General features: G+C 69.2%; 19 protein-coding genes and 1 tRNA gene. 7 read left to right on the forward strand and 13 right to left on the reverse strand.

The annotated features are described in order from the left end of the window. Nucleotides 1-79: 79 nt before the first annotated feature. From VM221_09905 to VM221_09950, 10 genes are all read right to left on the reverse strand, one after another. A complete protein-coding gene (locus tag VM221_09905) occupies nucleotides 80-1,243 on the reverse strand; it encodes a DUF4097 family beta strand repeat-containing protein (GenBank protein HUT75129.1) in 1,164 nt (387 codons plus the stop codon). Next, nucleotides 1,240-1,509 carry a hypothetical protein gene (locus VM221_09910; protein ID HUT75130.1) on the reverse strand — a complete coding sequence of 90 codons (270 nt, stop codon included), beginning with the start codon at nucleotides 1,507-1,509 and terminating at the stop codon, nucleotides 1,240-1,242. The genes VM221_09905 and VM221_09910 overlap by 4 nt, the downstream gene beginning before the upstream one ends. Further along, the gene (locus VM221_09915; GenBank protein ID HUT75131.1) at nucleotides 1,502-2,248 is read right to left on the reverse strand and encodes a DUF5668 domain-containing protein; all 747 of its coding nucleotides are present in this window, start codon (nucleotides 2,246-2,248) and stop codon (nucleotides 1,502-1,504) included. Before VM221_09915 ends, VM221_09910 begins: the two co-directional genes overlap by 8 nt. Beyond that, on the reverse strand, nucleotides 2,235-2,834 hold the full coding sequence (locus VM221_09920) for a zf-HC2 domain-containing protein (protein HUT75132.1): 600 nt from the start codon (nucleotides 2,832-2,834) through the stop codon (nucleotides 2,235-2,237). Before VM221_09920 ends, VM221_09915 begins: the two co-directional genes overlap by 14 nt. Further along, nucleotides 2,831-3,466 carry a sigma-70 family RNA polymerase sigma factor gene (locus tag VM221_09925; protein ID HUT75133.1) on the reverse strand — a complete coding sequence of 212 codons (636 nt, stop codon included), beginning with the start codon at nucleotides 3,464-3,466 and terminating at the stop codon, nucleotides 2,831-2,833. The genes VM221_09920 and VM221_09925 overlap by 4 nt, the downstream gene beginning before the upstream one ends. 339 nt (nucleotides 3,467-3,805) lie before the next feature. Continuing rightward, a complete protein-coding gene (locus VM221_09930; protein ID HUT75134.1) occupies nucleotides 3,806-6,409 on the reverse strand; it encodes a heparinase II/III family protein in 2,604 nt (867 codons plus the stop codon). Nucleotides 6,410-6,775: 366 nt separating this feature from the next. Next, the gene (hisF, locus tag VM221_09935; protein ID HUT75135.1) at nucleotides 6,776-7,543 is read right to left on the reverse strand and encodes an imidazole glycerol phosphate synthase subunit HisF; all 768 of its coding nucleotides are present in this window, start codon (nucleotides 7,541-7,543) and stop codon (nucleotides 6,776-6,778) included. Nucleotides 7,544-7,690: 147 nt separating this feature from the next. Continuing rightward, nucleotides 7,691-8,488: a sugar phosphate isomerase/epimerase family protein gene (locus VM221_09940; protein HUT75136.1), complete on the reverse strand. Its 798-nt coding sequence runs from the start codon at nucleotides 8,486-8,488 to the stop codon at nucleotides 7,691-7,693. Between the two features lies 1 nt (nucleotide 8,489). Next, nucleotides 8,490-9,296 (reverse strand): RNA methyltransferase, encoded by an 807-nt coding sequence (locus tag VM221_09945; protein ID HUT75137.1) that lies wholly within the window; start codon nucleotides 9,294-9,296, stop codon nucleotides 8,490-8,492. 695 nt (nucleotides 9,297-9,991) lie between these two features. Continuing rightward, nucleotides 9,992-10,258, reverse strand: coding sequence for an FmdB family zinc ribbon protein (locus tag VM221_09950; GenBank protein HUT75138.1), 267 nt, complete (start codon nucleotides 10,256-10,258; stop codon nucleotides 9,992-9,994). Nucleotides 10,259-10,504: 246 nt separating this feature from the next. On the opposite strand from VM221_09950, the gene VM221_09955 reads away from it, so the two are divergent. From VM221_09955 to VM221_09965, 3 genes are all read left to right on the forward strand, one after another. After that, a tRNA-Arg gene (locus VM221_09955) sits at nucleotides 10,505-10,579 on the forward strand. 306 nt (nucleotides 10,580-10,885) lie between these two features. Beyond that, nucleotides 10,886-12,139, forward strand: a complete 1,254-nt coding sequence (locus VM221_09960; protein ID HUT75139.1) for a transglutaminase domain-containing protein — start codon at nucleotides 10,886-10,888, stop codon at nucleotides 12,137-12,139. A 208-nt stretch (nucleotides 12,140-12,347) separates the two neighbouring features. Further along, complete coding sequence (locus VM221_09965; GenBank protein HUT75140.1) at nucleotides 12,348-13,601, forward strand: hypothetical protein; 1,254 nt, start codon at nucleotides 12,348-12,350, stop codon at nucleotides 13,599-13,601. Between the two features lie 47 nt (nucleotides 13,602-13,648). On the opposite strand, the gene VM221_09970 is transcribed toward VM221_09965, so the two are convergent. Continuing rightward, a complete protein-coding gene (locus tag VM221_09970) occupies nucleotides 13,649-14,203 on the reverse strand; it encodes an FKBP-type peptidyl-prolyl cis-trans isomerase (protein ID HUT75141.1) in 555 nt (184 codons plus the stop codon). A gap of 272 nt (nucleotides 14,204-14,475) precedes the next feature. Here VM221_09970 and VM221_09975 point away from each other — a divergent pair, with 272 nt between their 5' ends. The 4 genes from VM221_09975 (at nucleotide 14,476) to VM221_09990 (ending at nucleotide 20,027) form a co-directional block, all read left to right on the forward strand. After that, complete coding sequence (locus VM221_09975; GenBank protein HUT75142.1) at nucleotides 14,476-15,477, forward strand: Gfo/Idh/MocA family oxidoreductase; 1,002 nt, start codon at nucleotides 14,476-14,478, stop codon at nucleotides 15,475-15,477. Between the two features lie 211 nt (nucleotides 15,478-15,688). Continuing rightward, a complete protein-coding gene (dnaG, locus tag VM221_09980; GenBank protein ID HUT75143.1) occupies nucleotides 15,689-17,476 on the forward strand; it encodes a DNA primase in 1,788 nt (595 codons plus the stop codon). 78 nt (nucleotides 17,477-17,554) lie between these two features. After that, the gene (gene rpoD, locus VM221_09985) at nucleotides 17,555-19,363 is read left to right on the forward strand and encodes an RNA polymerase sigma factor RpoD (GenBank protein ID HUT75144.1); all 1,809 of its coding nucleotides are present in this window, start codon (nucleotides 17,555-17,557) and stop codon (nucleotides 19,361-19,363) included. 97 nt (nucleotides 19,364-19,460) lie between these two features. Further along, nucleotides 19,461-20,027 (forward strand): hypothetical protein, encoded by a 567-nt coding sequence (locus VM221_09990; protein ID HUT75145.1) that lies wholly within the window; start codon nucleotides 19,461-19,463, stop codon nucleotides 20,025-20,027. A 109-nt stretch (nucleotides 20,028-20,136) separates the two neighbouring features. Here the strand turns inward: VM221_09990 and VM221_09995 are convergent, their stop codons facing one another. Further along, entirely contained in the window at nucleotides 20,137-20,766 is a 630-nt protein-coding gene (locus VM221_09995) for a hypothetical protein (GenBank protein ID HUT75146.1), read from the reverse strand. A gap of 341 nt (nucleotides 20,767-21,107) precedes the next feature. After that, the gene (fxsT, locus tag VM221_10000; protein ID HUT75147.1) at nucleotides 21,108-23,300 is read right to left on the reverse strand and encodes an FxSxx-COOH system tetratricopeptide repeat protein; all 2,193 of its coding nucleotides are present in this window, start codon (nucleotides 23,298-23,300) and stop codon (nucleotides 21,108-21,110) included. Nucleotides 23,301-23,673 lie beyond the last annotated feature (373 nt).

The following is a 23,673-nucleotide window of genomic DNA, read 5'->3' on the forward strand; positions in this document are numbered from 1 at the left end:
GTCCCACAAGGCTGCGGGGCGGGCGGCGTCAACGCAGGCGGCTCGTGGCGCGGGCAGGGCGGAGATGGGGGAGGGCCGCTCAGAAGGCGCGCGGCGGCTGGGGAATCCACTCTCCCACCAGCGCATAGCACCGGGGGATGATGTCCAATCGCCAAAGAGCGCGCGGCGGCTGGGGAATCCACTCTCCTACGAGCGAGACGGTGCCGGTCACGGAGCGCAGCTCCAGGCGGCCGCGCCCGGTGCCGACTACCCCCACCAGATGGTCCGGCGCGCTGCGACCGCTGGTTTGATGGAAGTCCCTCGTGCTGATCCGCCGTGCCTCTGACGAGATGTCGAAGGCGTAGTCGGATCCGGGGGGCAGCTTGACCGTGACGTTGCCGGACACCGACTTGGCCGAGAGATGCCCGGTCAGCGGGTTCGCGAGCGAGGCATATGCATCCCCGCTGGTGGTATTGAGGCTGGCATTCGCGCCGGCGTAGAGATCAAGAGTGATTGTGCCGCTGACGGTCCTGGCGGTGACCGGTCCCTTCAGATTCAGGGCCTGAATGTCGCCGGCGGCGGTTTCGGCGTTCACTTCGCCGTCAATGTCCGCCAGCTTGATGAGACCGGCGAGGATCTTGGCATCAACCGGGCCGCGGATTTCTCGCAGCTCGGTGCGCCCGCTGCCGCCGGCGACTGCCACTCGCGCGGCCCCGGTGACCGTCACGTCGCCCGCCATCCTCTCCACCTTGACTCCGCCGGACATGTCATGGACGCTGACCGGCCCCGCCAGCGCCTTGATCTCGAGGTCGAGACCGGATGGCGCGGTGACGCTGAGGTGGAGATGCACTCTTTGCCTCACCGTGTCTTCGCCCGCGACCTTGACGATAATGGCGTCGCCCGCGCGCGAGGTGACCAGTCCCGCCCGTGGAGCGGTTGCCCTGGCCTCCTCGGGCTCGTTCCCTGCGCCCCATCGAACTGCCTCGATTCCGACAAAGCTCTGACTGCCGCCGACGACGCTGACTTCGCCATAGGGGTTTTCGATGACGAGGGAGGCAGCTCCGTCAGCCGGCAATCTGCGCGAGGAGCGCTCCAGTTCGTGCCATCGCATGGTCGGCCCCGACGATGCGACGAGGCGCGCGGCGAGGTCGGCGGCGCGGCTGATTCTTCGCGACAAGTCCGCGAACACGCCGCGGCGGGAGGCGGTGATGGTCATGCCGGCCGCGATGATGACCAGCGCCAGCAGGACGTTTCTGGCCCTCATGGCTGCCGCCCCGGCGTCTTTGCGACCGGCTGCGGGGCCCCTCGAGCGGGGTCGAGAGGGGGCGACGGGCGCGCCGTATAGTGATCAATCAGCACCTTCACGCCCATCACGATCAGCAGCAGCGGCCACAACTGCCACAGGTAATCCCAGACGTCCAGGCCGGTTATGCGCTGGATCAACAGGCCGGCGCCGAGGATGGTGAAGATGATGCCGAAGACCAGCGTCCCGGTGCCGTCGGGGACCGGTCGCTTACGGGGTCTAGTCATGGCGGGCCTCCTGCGGTGCTGGTTCGGAGGTGGGAGCGGGCTGCGGCGAAACCGACTCCGGGGCGGCCGCCGCACGGCGCGACAGCCAGAAGCTGACCAGCAGCCAGATGCCAAGCGCTAGCATGGCGGCGGGCCACATGCGGTCCCAGGTCAGCCATCTGACGCCGAAGTTGTTGAGCAGAAAGAGAACCCCCAGCACGATGAGCAGCATCCCCCAGGCCGGCGAGACGGGCGACGGTGCCCAGTCCTGCGCGGTGGATGCGAGCGGGGGCGGGACATCGGACCTTGGCGGAGCCGGCGAGGGTGCAGTCGGCAGGCGGGGCTGGGCGTCCGCCCCCGCGGCCCAATAGGCATCGAAGAGATTCCAGAAGTAAAGGGGCACCACCAGCAGCGGAATCGTGGACGCGAGGGCGAAGAAGGCGACCATGACTATCACGCCCCTCCCCATCTGCCCGCAGTACATCTGCCCCAGGCCGGGCAGCAGCGACAGCACGACCGCCAACCTCGGGTTGCGAAGTCCAGGTTGGTTTAGCCTCGCCACGTCGTCGAGAGCGCGGCCGGCCCGATGGACCAGTGCCGGCAGGTCGAGGCGCTTACCAGTTGGGCGCTCCCCGTTGAGCGCGCGGCCGACGCAGTTCGTGCAGTAGATCGCTCCGCGGTGTTCTACCCGCGACGCCTCCGTGACCGGGGCCTGGCAGCGGGCGCATATCGGCGGCGGAGCGGTGTCAGGCGATGACATTGCCGGCTCCCTCCTGGCGGCTGCAGACAACCGCCGTGTTCGACGGAATGCTGGATGGCCGCGCCGGTTCGGATCGTCCGTCTCGAACACGCGGGCGCTTCGGTTCCCGACGAGAGGACTCGGCGACCGCGCGGTCGAGGACTTCCTGCACGCGGTCGAGGCCGGCCGACAGGTAGGCCGTCCCCGTGCTCGCCGCGCCTGCGACGCGCACCGGCCAGTCGAGGATCGCGGCTTCCACGACGTGCCCCCGCCCTGCGGCTAGCGCGAACAGCGCGACGATCGCCGCCGCCCGGCCAAACTCCTGAGCGAAAAACCTGCCTGCGGGCGCCGCCACGTCGCGCACTGCCGCCCACCTCTCTCCCCACGAAACGGCCGCGGCGCGCGCGACGACATAGGAGGCAAGATCGCCGCGCACGCGCGCGGCCGGCAGCGATGCCGTCAAGCGCGAGGTGAACCGAAGGGCGGCCAGCTGCTCCCGGCAGGCGGCGCAGGTCTGCAAGTGAGCCGCAGCGCGCTCGACATCGGCGGCGGGCAGCTCTCCGTCCATGAATGGCGACAACAGCTTGCGGGTTTCAGAGCACGTCATAGTCCTCCGCCTTGTGGGTAGAGCGGTGATACGCGGTCATCGGCCAGCAGCGCCGCCCGCAGCAGTTGGCGGCCGCGGTTGAGCCGGGAACGCACGGTGCCCACGGGAACGCGAAGCACCTGCGCGATTTCATCGTACGACAGGGACTCCAGTTCGCGCAGCACCACCACCGCGCGAAACGCCGACGGCAGCCGCCCCAGGCACTCTCGGACCGCCCCCTGAACCTCGCGGCTGACGGCCGTGAGCTGCGGATCGGATCCCAGGCCGAGACGCTCCGGCAATTCCGCAGGCAGGTCCACGATCAGGCGCGTGCGCACGGTCCGGCGTCGTCGCTCCATCAGGCAGACATTGGTGGTCAGGCGGTAAACCCAGGTTCGCAGCTCCGCCTGGCCGCGGAAGGTGCGCAAGGAACGGAGCATCGCGATGAGCGCGTCCTGGGTGGCGTCGCGGGCGTCCTCTGGGTCCCCCAGCAGGTTGAAGGCGAGGTGATAGACCTGGTCCTGATACCGCCGAACCAGGCTTTCCTGGGCGGAGCGGTCGCCGGCGCGGCTGCGAGCGATCAACCGGGCTTCGTCGGTCTCCCCCAGCACGCGCGTGGCCGCCTCCTTGCACACAGCTACCGCGGGGCTCATGGCTGTCCCTCTCGTGGCCCTTTTCATCATTAGTTGCGCCAGACCCTGCGCAGGTTCCCGCGTCTTGCCGCCGGCCAGCCTCCGCATACCCCCGCCAGGAAGTACGGCTGCCGGCGGCGTAGTTCCTTTGCGATGTCAACCCATAGGAGGTGCGGGGGTGGCTGCCGGAGCATAGGCGCCCTCGCCTGTGAGCTCCCGGCCGAGGGCGGCCAGGCTCCGCGACTCAACGGGGCGGGCACGACGGGCACAACTGCGTGGGGCTGGATACGGTCAAGATCCACGCGCCGGCGATGAAGTGCGCGGAGGCCAACGGCGGCCTGGCGCCTCCCGCCGCAGCGGCTACCTCGTGCCCCAGGTGATGGTGTGGGAACCCGGCCGCAGACGGATACGCAGGGCGGGCGCAGTCGGGTCGTAGCGCACGCCGCGTGCCAACGACGCCGGGATATCCGGTCGGCGCGGCTGCTCGCTCAGGTGAAGCACGACGTCGGCGGCATCGTCCGCTTGCAGCGTCAGGCTCCAGGTCTCACCCGGCACGAGCGCGAAGCTGATCGGCGCCGACGCCTGCATCAACTCGCGACCTGCGACCTCAAACCGCGTCGCGCGATAGGCCGCCACTTGCGGCTCCCTTTTCGCCCCCTCGACCACCAGCGCCGCCTCGGCGTCGGTGTGCAGGTCCTTGTCGGCGATATCATCGGCGCCGGTCAGGCGGAAGTAGGCGCGGCAGCGCTCGCCGCCCACCATGCACGCCAGGCCCACCCAGCCCTCGGCGCCCAGTCGTCGCAGCCGTGTCGGCCCCGGGGGCGACGGCGGGGCCGCGGCCGCCACCGGCTTGAGCTCGATATCGTCCACCCCCACCAGGCAGCCGCTCGACAGCTCGTGCTTGCCGGTGACCTCGAAGACGAACTCGTGGCGCCCTCGCGCCAGCTCCAGCCGGCCCAGCTCCCACGCCTCGCGCGTACGCACGTCGGGAGCGTACCCGCGGTAGGTGGAGCCCACGGGCTGCCCGTCAACGAACACCTGCCAATCGGCGTAGGCGGGCGACTTTAGGAAATGCGCGGTCAAGTCGTAGGTGCCTTCAACCGGCACCAACGCGTTTACGATCAGGCGGTCGCCGGGATCCCGGGCGCGAAATAGCAGGGCGCCGTAGGAGTCCAGGCGCACCAGGGAGTCGCGCGCCCCGGCCTGCTCATCCAGCTCGATGGTGACCGGCGCCGGCGGCAGGCGGGTCGGCATCAGTGTGGTCAGGAACCGCTGGCTCTCGCGCGGACGCGAATCGCGCACCGTGACGTAAGGCGGATAGTCATCAGCCGCCCCGGGGACCTGACCAAGGCTGACCTGCGCGGCGGTCGGCTCCAGGAAACGCACGTCGAGCCGCGCCCCTCGCTTCACCAGCGACACCTGCTGCGCGGCGCGTGTCTCGCCCGCTTTCGCGGGTTTGCCGTTGATCTCGTAGCGCCCGGTGGCGTCGGTATGGAGAACGAACTCGAAACGCTTCGGCCCCGGCGCCTCCAGCTCGTCGAGCATCACCAATAGGCTCGGCTTGACGTAGATCACCCGCCGCAGAAAGCGCCACAGGATCTGCGGGTCGTAGGCGCGCGAGGCGTCGCCGACCACATAATCGAAGCCCGGCGAGGCGAAAAAATCGGTGACCGCCGCGGCCCCTTCCCTCTGCCCCGCCCCGCCGACCAGGACCGAGTTGTGCTCCGCCGTGCCCGCGCCGAGATCCATCGCAGCTCCGTCCTTGCGCGAGCGGCCCCCGCTGTCGGTCGCCAGCCATTCCCCGGCGCAGTTGAGCACGAAGTGGTTGGCGTCCCCATGGCGATGCTCTGCCGGCGACGACGAGCTGATGAAGGCGAACAGGGTGTCGTCGTCACCCCATCCCGAGCGCAAGGCCGCCCATCCGATATGGGCGAAACGCGCCGACGCGGGCCAGGGCGGCGGCCACGCCACCAGCGGCCGGGGGTCATGTAGGATGAGGGCGTTGAAGTCCCGGCGTTCCAGGCGGCCCGCCTGCTGCAGGTAATAGCCCGCGTAGGGGTCGCGCAGGTGCTTGTTGGCGACGCGCATGGTGACTTCGCCGGGATCGTCCGCGTGGGCGTCGCCGAAGTTGACCAACCCGCTGCCCGCGGGACCCTGGAAGTAGAGCGCCCAGCGCACCGCCTGGGCGACGTAAGGGTGGTGGATGAGTCCGTGATCGCCCTCCGCCTGCGCCAAGGCGGCGGCGAACAGCAGGCAGTAATCCAGGCCGGTCAGCGTGTGGAGCAGCCCTTCGGTGTTAGGTGAGACCGCGCGCCGGTCCAGCCACTGGCGCAGGCAGTCCTTGGCCAGGCGCACGTAGTCCCACGCCGGGGGGTACTCCGGCAGCAAGGCCAGTCCGCCCAGGCCCAGCGCGGCCCCGCGCAGCGGGTGCGGGGGGCCTTCGACCCGCGCGAGGAGCGCCTGCGCCAGCTCGGTCAGCCCCCGCCGAAGCAGCGCCTCGCGCACTCGCTGGCGCTCCGGCCCCGACATCGCCTCCCAGCACGCGTCGTAAGCGAACGCTGCGCCCATGGTCAGGAAGCAGGTGTCCGGGCGCGTGTGGTCGCTGCCATCGGGGCCGCTCCAGGTCGGCCAGTCGGCCAGGGCCAGCATGTATTCCGCCGCCCGCTGAGCGTAGCGGCGGTCGCCCGTGACGGCGTATGACAGCCCCAGCGATTCCAGGCGCGACCGGATCCGGGCCGCCATCACCGTCCAGCAGCCCGAGGGCCCCAGCTTCGGGTCGAAGCCCGACTCGTCCAGGAGCTTCGGTGCTGCGTAGCCGAGCTTGGCCAGGCGCGGCAGATCGCGCGGCCCGAAGTAGAGGCGCGGATGGGCCGGCTGCTCCTCCTCCGCGCGGAGCGTCATCAGCGCCAGGAGCATGACCAACCCCGCCGCCAGCCCCAGCGCCAAGCGGAAATCGAAGCCCATGCCTGCTCCTTCGCGTGGCTGCCCATCGGCGCCGGAGCCTGCGGTCAACCGCGGGTTGGAGGGCGGCCGCTCCCTGACTGGTCGGGGCTGAAGCAGCCGGCCTCCGCAGCGCCGCGCACTCACCGCCTATTTCACCGTCGCCGGTCCAAGTCCTTGGCCCGGGTAGGGTGGGCTTTCGGCCCGCCAAGGGAGCCAGGTTGACGCGTGGGCCGGGGCGGGGGCGCATGACCTACCGAGGACTGCACACCTATGTTTGAATGGAGGGGCGCCAGGACCGCCGTGAAGAGGGACTACGCGACCGGCGCGAGCGGTCGCGGGCGGCAGCCGTCAGGGCCGTTGGGCGCGAGGGCGGTGATACGTGTCAGATCACAGCCGCACCGGGATGCCGCGGCCGGCGAGGTACTCCTTGACCTCGCGGATCCCGATCTCGGCGAAGTGGAACACCGACGCCGCCAGCACCGCGTCGGCTTGGCCGTCAACGATGGCGTCGTAGAAGTGCTCGAGCTTGCCCGCACCGCCGGAGGCGATAATGGGCAGCCCCGTGGCCTCGGCCAGCAGGCGGTTGAGGGTGTTGTCATAGCCGGCTTTGGTGCCGTCGGTATCCATGCTGGTGGGCAGGATCTGGCCGGCGCCGAGGTCACGCACGCGCCGCCCCCACTCCACGGCGTCCAGCCCCTCGGGCTGAGTGCCGCCGCGGGTGACGACCTCGTAACCCGAGTCCATCTGCTGGTCGCGGCGCACGTCAATAGCGACGATCAGGCGGTCGGACCCGAAGCGCTTGGCGATGTCGCCCACCAGCGCCGGGTTGCGCACGACCGCGGTGTTGATGGAAACCGCGGAGACGCCGCCGTCGAACAGCTCCTGGGCGTCCTCGACCGTACGGATGCCCCCACCGACGACCAGCGGCACCGATACCGCCTGGGCGGTGCGCCGCAGCACGTCGCGCGCGGTCGCGCGCCCCTCGACGGTAGCGGAAATATCGAGAAAGGCGATCTCGTCCGCGCCCGCGTCGCTGTAGGCGCGGCCGGCCGCGACCGGGTCGCCCGCGTCGCGCAGGTTGACGAAATGGACGCCCTTGACCACGCGTCCGTCCTTCATGTCGAGACAGGGGATGATACGACGATAGTCTGCCATGAAAACGCCTCCGTCACTCGGTCATGTGATTTGACAACCGCGGCCGATGTCATTATTAGGCGAAGCCGCGAAACCCCTCACCTCGGCGCGCCGCCACGCGAATAATGGCCTGATGAGATGCTTCGCCGCGCTCAGCATCACGGCCACTCAGCCGAACCACCGCAGCATGCCATCGAAGCAGCGCTGCGCCGCCTCCTGCGGGTCGTCGCCCAGGTCGAACAGGTCCACCGTGTAGGCGCCGCCGTAGCCGGCGGCCTCGAACGCGCGCCGCAGCACCGCGAAGTCCAGCTCCCCGTCACCTATTACCAGGTGGTGGTGCACCTTGCCTGCAATGTCCTCGACGTGCGTGTGCGCGATTGCCGACCCCAGCGTCGCGATCGCGTGCATGGCGCTCCGTTCGGTGATGTGCGCGTGCCCGACGTCCAGATTGACGCGCACGCGCGGCGAGCCCACCCGCCGCATGAACTCGACCACCTGCGCCGTGCCGCCGATGACCAGGCCCGGCTCCGGCTCGTAGGCAAGCAGCACCTCCCGCCGGCCGCGCTCGAGCAGGCGCCGCGCCAGGGCGACCGCCTCCCCCATCTGCTCCGCCTCCCGCCCCGGCTCGCGGCGCATGGTGTTGAGCACGAGCACCGGGCATTGCAGCCGTTCCGCCACCTCCTCCGCTTGCAGGTGGCTCTCCGCCTGCTCCTGCGCGGGGCGGCGGTCGCCGTGGTAGCTGACCGAGGACAGCCGCAGCCCCAGGTCGCGCAGCAGAGCCGCGACCTCCCGGCAGCGCGCCGGAGTCATGTCGCCGGGCCGCGTCTCGGGGTGCTCCAGGCACAGCTCGACTGAGCCGTACCCGATGTCGGCCAGCGCCCGCAGCGCCCGCTCAATGGGCCACGACGCAAACCCGGCGGTGCGAAAGCCGATGCGCGATCCCTGCGAGTGACTCACGCCAGGCATGTCAGTCCTCCGTTGCGGCGCCGCGGAGGCATTCGTGGAGCAGGATGCCCGCGGCGACGGTGACATTGAGCGAACTCGCACCCCCGGCCACGGGGATGGCGACGGTGTCGTCGGCCAGTCGCCGCGTCTCGAGAGAGAGCCCTTCGCTCTCGTTGCCGACGATGATCGCGCAGTCGCGATCGAGGTGGGCCAGAGCGATCGGGGTGCGCCCGCGCGCCGAGGTCGCGATGATGCGCAGACCGGCCTCACGCAAGCGTCCGAGGTCGGTCGCCAGGTCGCGGCTGATGGCGAAGGGCAAACGCAGGATGGAGCCGGTGGTGGAGCGCACCGCCGCGCGCGAGAAGGGATCGGCGCCGTCCGCGCTCAGCACCGCGCCGTGCGCGCCGCCGGCCTCGGCGGTGCGCAGCAGGACGCCGACGTTGCGCGGGTCCTGGACGCGCTCGCATACCAGCAGCGGGCCGCCGCCGGCCGCCAGCGCCTCGATCGGTGCCGGTCGCATCGGCACCACCGCCGCCGCCGTGATCGCGGTGTCGTAGCCGGTGCCCAGGATCTTGGTCATCAGGCTGCGGGGCAGGACATAGCACCGCGCCTGCGTCAGAGCTTCGACCAGGGAGGTTTCGACCTCCGCGTCCGCGAGGAGGAATGCGTCCGTGACGCCGACCTTCGCCGCCAGCGCCTGGCGCAGCATGCTTTCGCCCTCAATCAGGAAGTGCTGGGCTCGGGCGCGGCCGGCCGGGGTGGCGAGGGCGCGGGCGCGCCGCAGGGCCGGATGTTTGACGCCACTAATGGGCTCGAAGGAGGCGATCATGGGTCAAGCTGACCGGCGGTCACTCGCGCAGGGTACGGTTTCGGGCGCGGTCCCGCTCGTACAGCACGAAGCGATCGCGCAGGATGAGGATCACGTGAGCCTGCTCGCCACTCGCACTTACTGTCATCCCGAGCGGCAGCGAGGGATCTCGTTCCGAACCGAGATTCCTCACTTCGTTCGGAATGACATGCCCGTGGAGTGTGAATTCTAAGATAGGCACTTAGCCCGGATTATGCATTGTCAACGTGAGGCGCTCACCCAACGGGTGCGTCATCCCGAGTGGCTAAGCCCGGAGGGCCGCTGGCTAGGCGGCTAGGTCTGCTCTGCAGACCGCCGTGGCGGTGGCGGAGCCACCTAGCCACCTTGGGCCGCCATCCCGGTCTCTGACCTAGGGACACGGCGGTCGCTCCGCGACCTAGCCGCAACGCGAGGGATCCCCTACCGGGTGGCTCTGTCATCCCGAGGCTCTGCCTTCCCGAGGCTCTGCCTTCCCGTTGGGGAGGCAACGCCTTCCCCAGAGGGATTGGGGAGGCAACGCCTTCCCAGAGGGAGTTGCTCGCGGCTGGAATGGTTGCCCTTGGGCATCCCTGGTAGGGGATTCCCGCCTTCGGCGCGCAAGCCCTCCGTAGGCGGGCAAGCCTCGGTCGCGTCGCTTCCTCGGAATGACATCCCCGAAGCCGCACGCATAATCCGGGTTAGGTCTTCGTCGCCGTGGACGGCTGGTCCTTGGAGTCGAGCTTGGTATCCTTCTTGCCGTTGCCGTCGTCGTCCCGGCTGGCTCCCTTGCGGGCGTAATCGGTGGTATAAAACCCCGAGCCCTTGTAGATGACCCCAACCGGGAACACTAGCTTGCGCACCTGCCCGCCGCACTTGCCGCACTTCTTCAGCGGCGGGTCGCTCACCCGCTGCTGCAATTCAGTGCGCTCTCCGCAGCGGTTGCATTCATATTCGTACGTGGGCATGCTCGAGCAGCCTCCTGATTCATCCACGGCGGCACCCCTGGCGCCGCTCAAGGCAGCGCAGCCGAACCGCTGATGTCCGGCTGCGCAACCACTGCAATTATAGCACCCAGCGCCCGCCTTGGCAATCAGCGCCGCGCATTCCCCCGGCGCGGTTCGCGTTGACACCTCGGCGGGTGGCGCCTATAATCCTAGTGCGCGTCGGCAGCGACTTGGCCAGCGGAGTCGAATGGGCCGGCGCATCTGGGCGCCCCTGTGGCCAAGAGGATAAGGCGCAGGCCTCCGGAGCCTGAATCGCAGGTTCGAATCCTGTCAGGGGTACCACCTCCGCGCAGCTACCGCTCTCCCGCCTCGTCAGTCGTGCTCCTGCCGCTTGCGGTCTCCGCCTCCCGACCGCGCGTCGCCTCTGCGCGCACCCGGTGATGCTACTACCCAGGCGCGTGCGGCTGCTGCAATCGCACCTTGGCCGCCGAAACGTCTTCCAGCGCAGTTCCAAGTCTCCAGCCGTCTTTGCGCGCCTGGGGCGCACTGCTCCGCCCGCCACACTGCCAACAGGCAAGCCCTCTCAGCCGGATACGCGTGGTGGCATTCCCCGTGCACATGGAAGAATTGAATGGGAGTGGCGCGTTGATGCAGCGATGGGTCGTTGGGGCGCTGTTGGCGCTGGGGACGGTGTGCGCGGTGTCGCCGGCCAGGGCCGAGGAGACGGCGGATGAGTTCGCCGCCATTGACGCCCACGCGCTGGCGGCTCCGGCGTCGGTCACCGGCGATGTCGCATGGCTTTCCGCCTATCTGGTCGAACCGGCTCGCACCGACCGGGAGAAAGCCCGGGCCATCTTCCGCTGGATCACCCGCAATATCGCCTACGACGTCTCGCTGGAGGCCAGCAGTCGCGATCCGGAAGTCGTGCTCACTCGCCGCAGCGACATCTGCCTGGGCTATGCGGTCCTGTTCAAAGCCCTCGCGGAGGCGGCGGGGATGAAAGCGGAGATCATCTTCGGGCACTCCAGCAAGTTCAGGCCCGGGCTCCCCGACGAATCGGGCCCGTGGGTGAACCACGCCTGGAACGCGGTGGAGGTGGAAGGCCGGTGGCAGTTGGTGGACTGCTCGTGGGGCGCCGGTCATCGTGACCAGCAAGGCGCATTCGCGTGGAAGTTCTGCCCCCACTACTTCCTGACTCCGCCGGAGATCTTTGTCTACGATCACTTCCCGGAAAACCCGAGCTGGCAGTTGCTGGCTTGGCCCATCTCGAAGGACGAGTATCTCCAACGCGTCCGCGTGCGACCAGCGTTCTTCGAGTGCGGCCTGCGGCTGGTGAGCCACGACTCAGCGACCATTGAGACGGATGGCCCCCTGACCGTCACTATCGGCGCTCCTGCGGAAACCGTGTTAGTGGCGGCCCTCTATCGAGACGGACGGGAAGTGGAGGACGGCTACACCTTCACGCAGCGGGAGGCGGAAAGCTTCGTCATTCACGCACGGTTTCCGTCCGCAGGCGCCTATGTTCTGCGGGTCTTCGCGCGCCGGCAAGACGACCCCGGCGATGACTACGCATGGGCATTGGACTACACCGTCCAAGCCCGCTCTGGCAGCGCAAGCGACGGCGGGTTTCCCAAAGCCTACGGCTCCTTCCTGACGCGCAGCTGCCGGCTTGAGCAGGCGCTTTCACAGACGCTTCCGGCAGGCAACGCGGTTGAGTTTTCGCTCACCGTTCCCAGGGCCGAGGAAGTAGTGGTCGCGAGCGGCGGCTCGTTTTCGCGTCTGCCCGCCGAGGGGGCGCGCTTCACCGGCAAGGTAGCGGTGTCGCCCGGGCCGGTGCTGGTCTTTGCCAGATTCGCCGGGCAGCCTCTATACGAAGGCCTCTTGCAGTACACCGCGCGCTGAGGGAGACCCGCCCGCCGGCAGGGTGGCGGGTCTGATCTACCCACCGGGCCAGCGCGCGGTACCGCCAGCTCCTTCATGCGCCTGCGGCGCGTTGACCCGGTCCGCCCCGCGTGCTAGAATCGCCGCCGACATGAGGCGCGCCGAACCCGCATCTCCGCGTCACCCGGTTGCACCCATGCGCGCAAGTCGCTTCACCCCGGAGGGTGTCATGGTGAGGCTGCTGGCGACGCTGCTGGCGATGCTCGGTCTGACGGCAGTGTTGGGCTTCCGCGGCGGCGGCGTGGCGGGCGCAGACGCCGTGCCCCGCTTCGAGCCTGCGGGTTTGCCCGCCGGCAGGGTGGCGGGATCGAAGCCGCCTGGCCGGTGGCTGCCCACCGTCGGCCACGGCAACGGCCACTGGGAGCTCAGCGTCGGCGCGCGCGTCTGGGACGATCACTTCACCCCCCGCAACCTCATCGCCGAAGGGGAAGTGGACCTCGGCCCCGGTCTGCGCGCGCACCTGCTCGCCCGCCACAACCGTGAGCTGGACCGCCTCGACGGCTGGGCGCCCAACCTCGATGAGGCCTACATCGAGGGCTATGGCTTCTACACCCGACCCCACTCCGCGCTCGCCGCGAGTCTGCGCATCGGCAAGGTGCGCTATCTGCGCTTCCCCTATCCCGACGCCATCGCCGTTTTCGACCAGGTGCCGGGGGTGGCGGACTTGCAGGGGCGTTTTCGCACCGGCTACAGCGGGGCCGTGCTCGCGCTCGAATACGCGCACGACCGCGGTCTGGGCGCGCATTTCACCGGCATCGCCTGGGGCTTCGACGGGTGCCGTCCCAACGGCGCCGCTAATGCCATCGAGGACTACGCGTTCTACCGGCGCGACCTTGGCGACCTGCGCTTCGAGGCGCGGGCGGGAGGGATCGCCTCTCGCCAGGCGCCCCTGGGTGGCCCGGCGCGCGAGGGCTGCGATATCTACCTGGGCCTGACCCACGCCGGCTACACCGCGGGCGCGCTCTACGAGAAACGCCGGGGCGAACCGGCCTACACCGGCGTCATGATCGCCTTCCCCAGCGACACCATCACCCGCACCCTGGGCCGGGTCGGCTTCGACTACACCCGCACCCCCGAGGGGCTGGCGGTGCAGGCGCCTGTTGCTCGCGGGCGCTTTGGGTTCGCCCGCTGCGCGGAGCCGGCCGCATCCGCCGAACCGGTGGGCGAGGTGGTGGCGGTGAGAACGCGCACCTACTGGCAAGCGGGGCTCCAGCGCAACTTCTACGAGCACCGCATCTCTGCCCGCGGCGAAACCGCTGATCCCCGGCTCGTCGTGACCGTCGAGGAGCACCCCTACTACCTGTGGGCGGAGGCGCTGGTCAGCCCCCACACCAGCCTCGACGCACAGTGGTTCCACGACCGCCAGGGGCCGGCCCACAACTCGCGCCTGGTGATCTATCGCTTCTACCGGCCGGGGCGGTAGGGAGGCGCTTCCCGGTGGTGCGACCTTGCGCGCTCGACATCGAGGCGCTACAGCACTCGGCGGGCGATGACCTCGAAAATGAGGGTGGCGCCGGGTGGAATGCTGGGCGTGCCCCGGTCCCCATATCCGAGCTCGGCGGGGATGATCAGCTTGCGGATGCCTCCCGCCTTCATGCCGACCAGCCCCTCGTCCCAGCCTTTGATCACGTTGCCGGCGCCGACCTTGAAGCTGAAGGACTCTCGGCGCTGAAGGGAGCTATCGAACACGAAGCCGGTCACCAGCCATCCGGTGTAGTCCACATCAACTACGCTGCCCTTCTGGACCTGCTTGCCGCTGCCCTCGACCACTTCAATGTACTGCAGGCCCGAGCTGGTGGTCACCAGCGGCTGTTCGGTCCCGGTGCCGAGCTTGCGCGCCTGTTCGACGGCCTTGGCCTTGTCGGCGAGGCCCGACCCGGGCCCGGTCCCGGCTGGCGCTGGGGTGGCGGTGCGGCGCACGGGCGGCGAGGCTTGCTCGCCCTTCGGTTTTCCGCATCCGGGCGCAAGCACCGTTACCACTAGCGCGCCGATGAACGAGCAGCGGATCAACCACACGAGGGACATGTTAAGCACCTCCTGGGACGTACCTGGCAGTCGGCGGCACAGCGCGCTGCCGCCGACTGCCAGGATGATAGCATAGCCGCCGGGCAGGCGACAAGCGGGGCCCGATCATGCCACGGCGGGGCATCGCGAGGGCGGGGAATGTCCATTGGTCGGGGTCGTCCGCGCGGCAGGTGCCAGGGGCGCGGCCATTGAATGATACCCCCGACGGCGAGTGTGCACAGGCGGCGCTGACCAGGCGAGGCAGCGCACTCCGGGGGAGGGAACGAAGTCCCATGCCAGCCAAGATGCGAGTCGGTTTCGTCGGCGCCGGCGGAATGGCGCGGGCCCATGCCGAGGCGCTGAGCAAGCTGCGTGACGTGAGCGTGGCGGCGTTCTGCGATGCCGACCCCGTGCGCACCGGCGCCGTCGCCGAGCACTACCGCGCGCCCATCTTCAAATCGGCGCGGGAGATGCTGGAGCGCGTCGAGCTCGACGCCGCCTACGTGTGCCTGCCGCCGTTCGCCCATGGCGCCGAGTTCGAACTGATCGAACGCGGCCTTCCCTTCTTCGTCGAGAAGCCGATCAATCTCGATCTCGCCCAGGCCCGGGAGATCGCGGCGGGGGCGGAAGCCAAGCACCTCATCACCTGCGCCGGCTACATGAATCGCTACCGCCGCGGCGTGCTCACGGTGCGGCGGCTGCTGGAGCGGGATCCCCCGGTCCTCGTCACCGGCGGCTGGATCGGCGGCGTCCCCCGCCCGCGCCCGGACATCGGCATCTGGACCTGGTGGGTGCAGAAACGCAAGAGCGGCGGCCAGTTCCTGGAGCAAGTGACGCACACGGTGGACCTGGCACGGTTCCTGTGCGGCGACGCGGTGGAGGTACATGCCTACGGGGCGACCGGCTTCAATACCGGCACGCCCGACACCTATGATATCGAGGACGCGAGCGTCGTCAACATCAAGTTCGCGGGGGGCGCGATCGCCAACCTGTGGGCGTCGTGCTCGTCGAATGCGGCGGGCGGGGTGTCGCTCAACGTGTACGCCAACGACGTGGCGGCGCAGTTCACGGGCTGGGAGCACACGGTGCGCGTGATGCGCGTGGGCAAGGACACGGTCGAGATCAAGGGCGAGGGAGATATCTTTGCGGCCGAGGACATGGCCTTCATCAAAGCCGTGCGCGGCGGCAACCCCGCCGGCATCATGTCGCCCTACGGTGACGCGGTCAAGACCCTCGCCGTCACCGTCGCCGCCAACCGATCGCTGAAACGGGGCAAGCCGGTTGCGGTGGATTGAGGCGCGGGCGGGGGGATCGGCGGCGCCCCGAGCCGGGGCTGGTGAAGCAGCGCCCTTGTGCGCAAGAGCGCACACGGGTGGCACGGCGAGCGTGCGTAGGCGCGAAAACGCCGCCCCCCACAAGAGGGAACGGCGGCAGCCCGCCGAACTCTAGTCTGCACGGGCGGCCCCTCCGCCCGTTCATCGTCCAAGCGCCGCGCAGGCTATACCAATGGCCGACTCCCGGGCAGCCCATAGCGTAGACGATATACGGGAGCGGACGAACATCGTCGAGATCATCGCGCCGCATGTCCGGCTCCGCAAACAAGGCAAGCGCCTGGCCGGCTTGTGCCCTTTTCACCCGGACCAGGCGCCGTCGTTCACGGTTGATGCGGACAAGGGGCTGTGGCACTGCTTCGGGTGCGGCGCCGGGGGGAATGTCTTTCATTTCTTGATGCGCGCGGAGAATCTCACTTTCCCCGAGGCGGCGCAGCGCCTGGCGCAGCGGCTGGGGGTGGAGCTCAAGGGTCACCGCGAGAGCGACCGCGCCCGCGGGATCAGGGACCTCTTGGAGCGGATCAACGCGGATACGGCTGAGTTCTTCCGCCGGCGGCTCGAGGAGAGCCCGCACGCGCTCGAGTACCTGCGGAAGCGCGGGATTACGGATGACTTGATCGCCCGCTTTGGGATCGGCTGGGCGCCGCCCGAATGGGACCGTCTGTACCGTCACCTGCGCCAAATGGGCTGCCGGGATGCCGATGTGGAGAAGGCCGGCCTGTGCGTAGCGCGGCCGCGCGGGGACGGCTGCTACGATCGCTTCCGCGGGCGGGTGATGTTCCCGATCCTAGACGGTCAGGAGCGTATCGTCGGCTTTGGCGGGCGCCTGCTCGAGGGCGACGAGGCCAAGTACATCAACTCGCCCGAGACGGCGCTGTTCCGCAAGGGGCGGACGCTCTATGGCTTCCCCCAGGCGCGCAAGGCCATGGGCGAGCGCGAGCGAGCGATCGTGGTCGAGGGGTATTTCGACGCCATCGCCTGCCACGCCGCGGGGTATGCGGAAACGGTGGCGACGTTGGGCACGGCGCTGACGGCCGAACACCTGGAGCTGCTGCGCCGTCATACCGGGCGGGTGTACGCGGCGTTTGACAGCGACTCGGCCGGGATGAAGGCGATGCTGCGCAGCCACGAGCTGTTCGAGGCGGCGCGGCTGGAGGTGCGAGTGGTGCGCCTGCCAGAGGACCAGGACCCCGATTCCTTCCTGGCCGAGGGCGGTGCTGAGGCCTTCGCCCGGGAACTGGAGCAGGCGCTGGCGGCCGTGGATTATCGCCTGGCGGTGATTGCGGAGAGCCACCCGGACACCGAGGAGGGACGCCTGGGGGTGATGCAGGAGGCGGTACAGGTGCTGGCGAGGGTGAGGGACGCGGTGGCGCAGGCGCACTACGTGCGGCGGCTGGCGGAGCGGTGCTGCCAGCCGAATCTCGAGCGTGTCAAGTTGATGGAGCAGGCGATGCACCGCGAACTGCGAAAGCTCACCTCCGGGGCCAGGTCCCCGGACCCTCCGGCGGCGGCTCCGCTGGGCGCGCCGACGCGCGTCGAGCGCCAGGTGCTGGCGGCGATGCTGCACAGCGAGGCCGCCGGCAGGTGGCTGGCAGCGGAGGTGTCGGGGTCCGATTTCGGCGACGGCCTCCACCGCCAGATCTTCGAACTGATGAAGGAGAGAATCGAGATCGCGGGCGCTCCGGACATCGAGGCCATGCTCGCGCAGGAGCAGCGGGAAGAAGCGTGCGCGTTGCTGTCGGAGCTGGCGCTGGCGGATGACGGCGCCGCCGAACCGGAGGCCGATCTGAGGCAGGCGGTCGAGCGCCTGTGCGAGTGGCGTGACGCGCGGCGCTGTCGGCAGTTGCTGGACAAATCCGAGACCGCGGAATTGAGCCGGGAGGAACTGCAGGAGCTGACGGAGCTCAGGCGGCGGCGGTCCCAGGTCACGGGCCGGCGCAGCCTGGGCGAGGCGGTGGGCTGACACGCGAGCCCCGCCTTGCGGCGTCGCCGCCCGGCGGGCGCGAAGCGCCGGTGCACGGGTGGCTGAGGGTGATGACTGATGGCTGAAGTGGACCTGCGAGAAACGGAAGAGGTCCAGAGACTGCTGGAGCAGGGCCGCAAGCGCGGCGGCGTGCTCACCTATGCAGAAATCAACGACACGCTGACCGACGACGTGGATCCCGACCACATAGACTTGATCCTGCAGGCGGTGGCCGACGAGGGCATCCAGGTCATCGAGCGGGTGCAAGACATCCCCTCACCCGAGGAGCCTCCATCGCGGAGTCGCGAGACCACGCGCGAGGACGAGCCGTCCGAGGGCATACCGCCGGACGACTCGGTGCGCATGTACCTGCGCGAGATCGGGCGGGTGCCCCTGCTGTCGTCGAAGGAAGAGATCGCGCTCGCCAAGAAACTAGAATGCGCGACCCTGCTGGGACGGGCGCAGCGCGTCTGGGACTACACCGTCCAGCACCTGGGCAGAGAAACCAAGCTGCGGGAGATCTATGGCGCCATCGCCCAGGTCACGGACCGGGCCATGCGCCAGCGGGTGGAGCTGTTGGAGGAGGCGCTCAAGCGTCTCGGTGCGCGCCAGGCGGCGGAGGAGCCGACGCCGGAACAGGCGCTCGACGCGTTCAAGGCGATGCTGCAGCAGCGGCTGCGCGACATCGGCGCCCGGCAGGCGGTGCTGCTGCGCGAGTACGCGCGCAGCGAGGATGGCGGCGGGCGCCTGACCCGTGCGGAAGTCCAGCGCGGACTCACCGAGAGCCGCAAGCGGCGCGTCACCTACGAGAAGATTCTGCGCGAGCTCACCCTCAAGAAGGTGCGCGATGCGCTGTTTGCCCGCAAGGTATGGGACGAGTTCCGCGTGGGGGCGCGCACCGAGGACGAAGTGGGCAGGGATGAGCTCGACCCCCATCGCTACGACATGGAGGTCATCCTCGGCAAGTCGGAACGCCACCTGCGCAAGGCGCTGCGCGTGATCGGCGGGCGGCGTCGGCTGCGCCGCCAGCTCGGCGCCGAACCCACCGTCGAACTCGTGGCCGAGGCCGCCGACGCCTGCGCGAACGAAGTCGTTTCCATGTCGGCGTGGGCGGGCGCCATCATGACCGAGGGCGAAGCCGCCAAGCAGCGCCTGATCGAGGCCAACCGCCGCCTGGTGGTCAGCATCGCCAAGAAGTACAGCGGCCGCGGCATGTCCTTCCTCGATCTCATCCAGGAGGGCAACATCGGCCTCATCCGCGCGGTCGAGAAGTTCGACTACCGCAAGCGCTTCAAGTTCTCGACCTACGCCACCTGGTGGATTCGCCAGGCTATCACCCGCGCCATCGCCGACCAGGGGCGCACCATCCGCATCCCGGTGCACATGGTCGAGACCATCAACAAGCTCATCAAGGTCTCCCGCCAGTTGCTCCAGGAGCTCGGTCGCGAGCCCACCCTGGAGGAGATCGCCGAGCACATGGAGGGGCCCTTCGCCACCCGCGGGGACAAGGAGAAAGCGGTCATGCGCGTGGGCGACATCATCCGCATCGCCCCCGAGCCGCTGTCCCTGGAAACCCCCATCGGCGAGGAAGAGAACAGTCACCTCGGGGACTTCATCGAGGACTCCGACGCCGTCTCCCCCGACGACGCCGCCAGCACCCTGGTGCTGCGCGAGCAGATTGACGACGTCCTCAACGACCTCACCGAGCGCGAGCGCGACGTCATCCGCTTGCGCTTCGGCCTCGACGACGGCTACGCCCGCACCCTCGAAGAGGTGGGGCAGCACTTCAAGGTCACCCGCGAGCGCATCCGCCAGATCGAGGCCAAGGCCCTCAAGAAGCTCAAGCAGCCCGGACGCAGCAAGAAGCTCAAGGACTACCTGCAATAGACACCACACCAACTACTGTTTTCGGTGTCGCTCGGCCGCCGCTGGCCGGGCGACCCTCGTCGCAGCGCCGCATCCACACAAGATCGGGAGGAAAGCCATGTCCCCCAGAGCTCTGATCGGCCTGTCGGTTGTAGTCGCGGTGATGGTTTTGACGTTCGCGGTGGCGGCCGCTCTACCCGAAGCCCCCGCGCCGCCCCAGCCCCGCGTCGAGGAGCTGCACACTGACGCCGGTATCGTCACCATCACCGGCCCCGCCCGGGCGACCGCCGACGACTTGGGCGTCGCCGCCTTCGCCGGCGCGCGCGAGAAAGAGTCGAGCCTGTGGCGCCTGAAGCCGCCCAAGGGCGACGAATGGAAGCTCGCGTCGGCGGAATTCACCAGCACCACCGCGCTCGACACCCTGGAGCGGTTCTACCGCACGGCGCTGGGCGACCCCGAGGTGCGCCGCACCCGCAGCGAGGGGCAGACCGTAATCGTGCTCAGCCGCGCCAAGGGCCCCGAGTCCATCGTCGTCCGCATCGCCGGCGCCGGACCTCCGGCGGCCGCCACCATCCTGGTGCGGCGGGCGGTCATGGGCTCGCCGGTGACGATCGAGCCGGGAACCGGCGGTAGCTACATCCACCCCGAGGAGCCGGAGCCCGACGAGCGCTCCATCTCAACTTAGCGCTGCCTCGGCAAGGGTTCGCCGCCGACATCTAGGACGCGCCTCGCTGGAGCGAGGGGTGACCGGATTCAGCAGGTATCCGAGCGCCCCCGGCAGGCGGCGCGGCCGGTCAAACACGAGGGCGCAACCGGCGCAGCGCCGGGCGGCACAGGCACAGCAAGAGGCGTGACGCGCCGCGCCTGCTCAGGGCGCCGCCGCAGCCGCGACAGGCGCCCGCGTGCGCGCGGTTGGGGCGGCCGCAGCGCGGGCAATAGACCACGAATTCCTGTGTAGCCGTCGCCGCCAGCCGGCTGACTGCGGGGCGATCGGCCTCGTCCGCCAGCGTGACCGCTTCATCGAGGGCCGCCAGCCCGGCCTCGATTTGCCCGGTCGCCAGCAGCGCCCGTCCCAGGTGCAGGCGCACCGCGGGGTTAAGGGGCTGCTCCGCCGCCAGCTCCCACGCGTCGGCCAATCCGCTCTGCAGTTCACCCTCGGCGATGGAACCCCCGCGTCCGCGTCCCCACCGCCACCGCCCCGCCGGCGCCAGCACCAGCGGCAGCATCAGCCAATACCACGCCGTGCCCAGCCGCCGCAGCGCGCACGCGCTCAACGCCGTCACCAGCGCGGCGCGCACCAGCACTCCCGGCCAGTTCTCATCCGCGCTCACCCAGCGCCCGATCAGCGCCGCCAGCGCGACCGAGAACGCCACCGCCCCCGCCGCCAGTTGGAAGCCGCGGAGGTAGTCGCCCGCCCACATCACACCGGTGTCGTTCCACGATCGGGTGGTCGCGCCAACAGGGAATCGTCGGGCGCTTTGGTGGGGAAAGAGGCACACGGCCCCGCGACGACATACGGCGACGACGCTGTCATCCTGAGCGCCGGCGAAGGATCTTGGTATGCCTCCGCGGCGGCGCCTCACGCGTCGAGGGCCTCTCAGGAGCTCCGTTCTTGGCATCAAGGCGGCTCGAAGCGGCTTCCGGCCTCATGTGGCACAGCCGCCTCGGCTGTGTGGGCACCGCTCGGCAGTGCCTATTCAACCCCGACCAGTCGGGGTTCCACATCCATCTGCAGATTCGGCGGGGAGGTTCATGCCCGCGCAGCCTAAGAACGGAGCTCCTGCAGGGCCTCCAGGTTGTTCCGCACCAGCACCGTCTTGGGATGGTCCTCCCCCAGGAACTCCCGGAGTATCCTCAGCGCCCGCTCGCAGTGCACCCGCGCGCCGGTCAGGTCGCCCAGGTCTTGCAGGACAAGGCCGAGATTGTTGACGTCCGTGGCAACCTCTGGATGGTCGGGGCCGTGGGCCTTCTCGTCAATCGCCAGCGCGCGCTCGAAGTGCGCCCGCGCGCCCGCCAGGTCGCCCAGGGCTTGCAGGACAAGGCCGAGGTTGTTGATCCGGATCGCCACCTTCGGGTGGTCGGGGCCGAATGCCTTCTCGTCAATCGCCAGCGCGCGCTCGAAGTGCGCCCGCGCGCCCGCCAAGTCGCCCTGGTCTTGCAGGACGCTGCCGAGGTTGTTGGCGACTACGGCGACTTGCGGATGGTCGGGGCCGAATGCCTTCTCGTCAATCGCCAGCGCGCGCTCGAAGGCGGTCCTCGCCTGAGCGAACTGCGCGCGTCCCCTAAGGTACGCCCCCGACTCGTTCAGCAGGCGCGCGGTTGCGTCCGGAGCCGCCGCAAGCGCCTCCGCGTGCTCCGCCGCCGACAGCGCATGGGGCAGCAGGCGCGAGCACGTGGGCCAGGTCCGCACGTCATCACTGTCATACGGAAAGGCTTGGTTCACCAGGCGCACGGCGGCCTCGACCCATGTCTTGCGGGCATCGTCGGGCAGGCGGTCACGGGTCACCGCCTGCACCAGCGGGTGCACCGACAGGGCGTCGTCGCCGACCTCGACCAGGGAGTAGCGCCGCAGGGCTGCCACAGCCTCATTGAACGCCAACTCGTCTCCCGCCGGGGCAGCCAGCAGTTCCGGCAAGTGCTTTCCGCCCTGCCGCAGAAGGTCGCACGGGGTGTCATCAGGCGCCAGGAAAGCGCAGAGGTTCAATAGGCCCGCACCGGCGCGCGACTCGTCACACAGCCGGTCCATGGCCAGACACCACGTGGTGGCCACGGTGGCGGGGTAATCCAGAGGCGGCTTCTCCTTTGCCCAGAGGTCTTCGTGTCGAGCCTTGAAGAGCTCAACGTAGCTCGCGAGTGTCGCGCCTGTGGCTTCGATGTACGCCGCCGCCTGCTCCAGGGCCAACGGCAGGTCACCCAGGGCCTCCGCCAGCGCGCTGGCTGCCTTCCGGTCCTTCTGTTTGGTACGCTTGAGCAGGAACTTCACCGACTCCGCCGGTTTCCATACCTTCACTTGCAGCGGACGCGCGACCGCACCCCATGCCAGGTTGCGAGAGGTGATGATGACGTGCCCGCCGGCCCCCTGCGGCAAGCAGCCCTGAAGGTCGGTCGGCTCCGCCGCGTTGTCGAAGACCAGCAGCCACCCGTCGCGCTTATCGAGCCACCGGCGGACCGCCTCGACGATTTCGCGTTGGTCGGTGGCATCTTTCTCGGGCAATCCGAGCGGCCCGGCGAGGGATGCATACTCGCTGGCCAGCGCCGCCGGCTCCTCTGAGCGCACCCACCAGATGATGTCGTAATCAGCCGCGTGAGCGTATGCGTACTCCAGCGCAAGCTGCGTCTTGCCCACCCCGCCGAGGCCGTGAATGGCCTGAGTCAGCGCGGCAGGCGTGCCCGAGGTCAGCGCCTCGCGCAGGCGCTTGAGAAGGTCTTTCCGCCCGGTGAAGTTGCGGTTGCGGGGGTGGGGGAGGTGACAGGTCGCGGGCAATGCTCCGGGAAAGTGCGGGTGTTCGGCGACGGAGCGCGCGGCCTGCCCGGGGAAGGCAGGCGCTGTTGTGGGCTTGGCGCGGCCGAGCCGTACACCTTCGAGCAAGGTGCGGCTGGCGCTCCGCTCGTCCTTCCCTACAAGGTCAATGTAGATGACCTGCGCCAGCAACCCTCTCGGGTCGCACTCCCGGACGCGCACCGGCAGCAGGGTGCCTTTCTCGCCTGTTGGATCCTGGGCGAAAGCGGCAGCCCACTCAGCTTGGGTGAAAAGCGCCTCCACGTAATCGCGAGAGAGAACGGCGACGGTGCGCGCGGCTTCAGTGGCGGCGCGGTCCATCTCGAGGACGAAACTGGAGCCTGGCCGGAAGTCCCAGGCCTGGAGCATGGTGGTGAATCCGGCCTCCTCCAACTGCCACGCGATCCACTCCGCCCACACCCGGTCCGCGCTGTTGTAGCTGATGAAGAAGTCTTTCACCGCATCCTCTCGGACGACCGGCGCTCTCGGACTCCGGCAAACGGTTGGGGGCACGAGAACTGCGGAACACCCGGACGGAGGCCGCGACCCCCGAAGCGCCCCCGGCACTTGCTTTCTGCCTGCCTGGTTGGTGCTCCTTCACGCCGCGCGCGCGCCGCAGGGGATCACCGCGGCGGCGGCGAACGGGAGGGCGCAACGGAACCGGACACAGCCGAGGGCGGCTGTGCCACACCTAACCCAGATTATGCATTCCGAGCGTGAAGAGCTCACCCAACGGGTGTGTCATCCCGAGCAACGCGAGGGATCCCCTACCGGGGTTGCTCGCGGCTGGAATCGCTGATCTTGCGCATCCCCGATAGGGGATTCCTCGGGC

The sequence above is a fragment of the Armatimonadota bacterium genome (assembly GCA_035527535.1).
Lineage (GTDB): Bacteria > Armatimonadota > Hebobacteria.

What these genes read in the sequence shown, in the direction of transcription:
- dnaG (HUT75143.1), top strand. Translation starts at nt 15,689, where the DNA reads ATGGCCGACTCCCGGGCAGCCCATAGCGTAGACGATATACGGGAGCGG.
- VM221_09975 (HUT75142.1), top strand. Translation starts at nt 14,476, where the DNA reads ATGCCAGCCAAGATGCGAGTCGGTTTCGTCGGCGCCGGCGGAATGGCG.
- hisF (HUT75135.1), bottom strand. Translation starts at nt 7,543, where the DNA reads ATGGCAGACTATCGTCGTATCATCCCCTGTCTCGACATGAAGGACGGA.
- rpoD (HUT75144.1), top strand. Translation starts at nt 17,555, where the DNA reads ATGGCTGAAGTGGACCTGCGAGAAACGGAAGAGGTCCAGAGACTGCTG.
- VM221_09915 (HUT75131.1), bottom strand. Translation starts at nt 2,248, where the DNA reads ATGTCATCGCCTGACACCGCTCCGCCGCCGATATGCGCCCGCTGCCAG.
- VM221_09910 (HUT75130.1), bottom strand. Translation starts at nt 1,509, where the DNA reads ATGACTAGACCCCGTAAGCGACCGGTCCCCGACGGCACCGGGACGCTG.
- VM221_09965 (HUT75140.1), top strand. Translation starts at nt 12,348, where the DNA reads ATGGTGAGGCTGCTGGCGACGCTGCTGGCGATGCTCGGTCTGACGGCA.
- VM221_09990 (HUT75145.1), top strand. Translation starts at nt 19,461, where the DNA reads ATGTCCCCCAGAGCTCTGATCGGCCTGTCGGTTGTAGTCGCGGTGATG.
- VM221_09920 (HUT75132.1), bottom strand. Translation starts at nt 2,834, where the DNA reads ATGACGTGCTCTGAAACCCGCAAGCTGTTGTCGCCATTCATGGACGGA.
- VM221_09970 (HUT75141.1), bottom strand. Translation starts at nt 14,203, where the DNA reads ATGTCCCTCGTGTGGTTGATCCGCTGCTCGTTCATCGGCGCGCTAGTG.
- VM221_09940 (HUT75136.1), bottom strand. Translation starts at nt 8,488, where the DNA reads ATGCCTGGCGTGAGTCACTCGCAGGGATCGCGCATCGGCTTTCGCACC.
- VM221_09925 (HUT75133.1), bottom strand. Translation starts at nt 3,466, where the DNA reads ATGAGCCCCGCGGTAGCTGTGTGCAAGGAGGCGGCCACGCGCGTGCTG.
- VM221_09950 (HUT75138.1), bottom strand. Translation starts at nt 10,258, where the DNA reads ATGCCCACGTACGAATATGAATGCAACCGCTGCGGAGAGCGCACTGAA.
- VM221_09945 (HUT75137.1), bottom strand. Translation starts at nt 9,296, where the DNA reads ATGATCGCCTCCTTCGAGCCCATTAGTGGCGTCAAACATCCGGCCCTG.
- VM221_09930 (HUT75134.1), bottom strand. Translation starts at nt 6,409, where the DNA reads ATGGGCTTCGATTTCCGCTTGGCGCTGGGGCTGGCGGCGGGGTTGGTC.
- VM221_09960 (HUT75139.1), top strand. Translation starts at nt 10,886, where the DNA reads ATGCAGCGATGGGTCGTTGGGGCGCTGTTGGCGCTGGGGACGGTGTGC.
- VM221_09905 (HUT75129.1), bottom strand. Translation starts at nt 1,243, where the DNA reads ATGAGGGCCAGAAACGTCCTGCTGGCGCTGGTCATCATCGCGGCCGGC.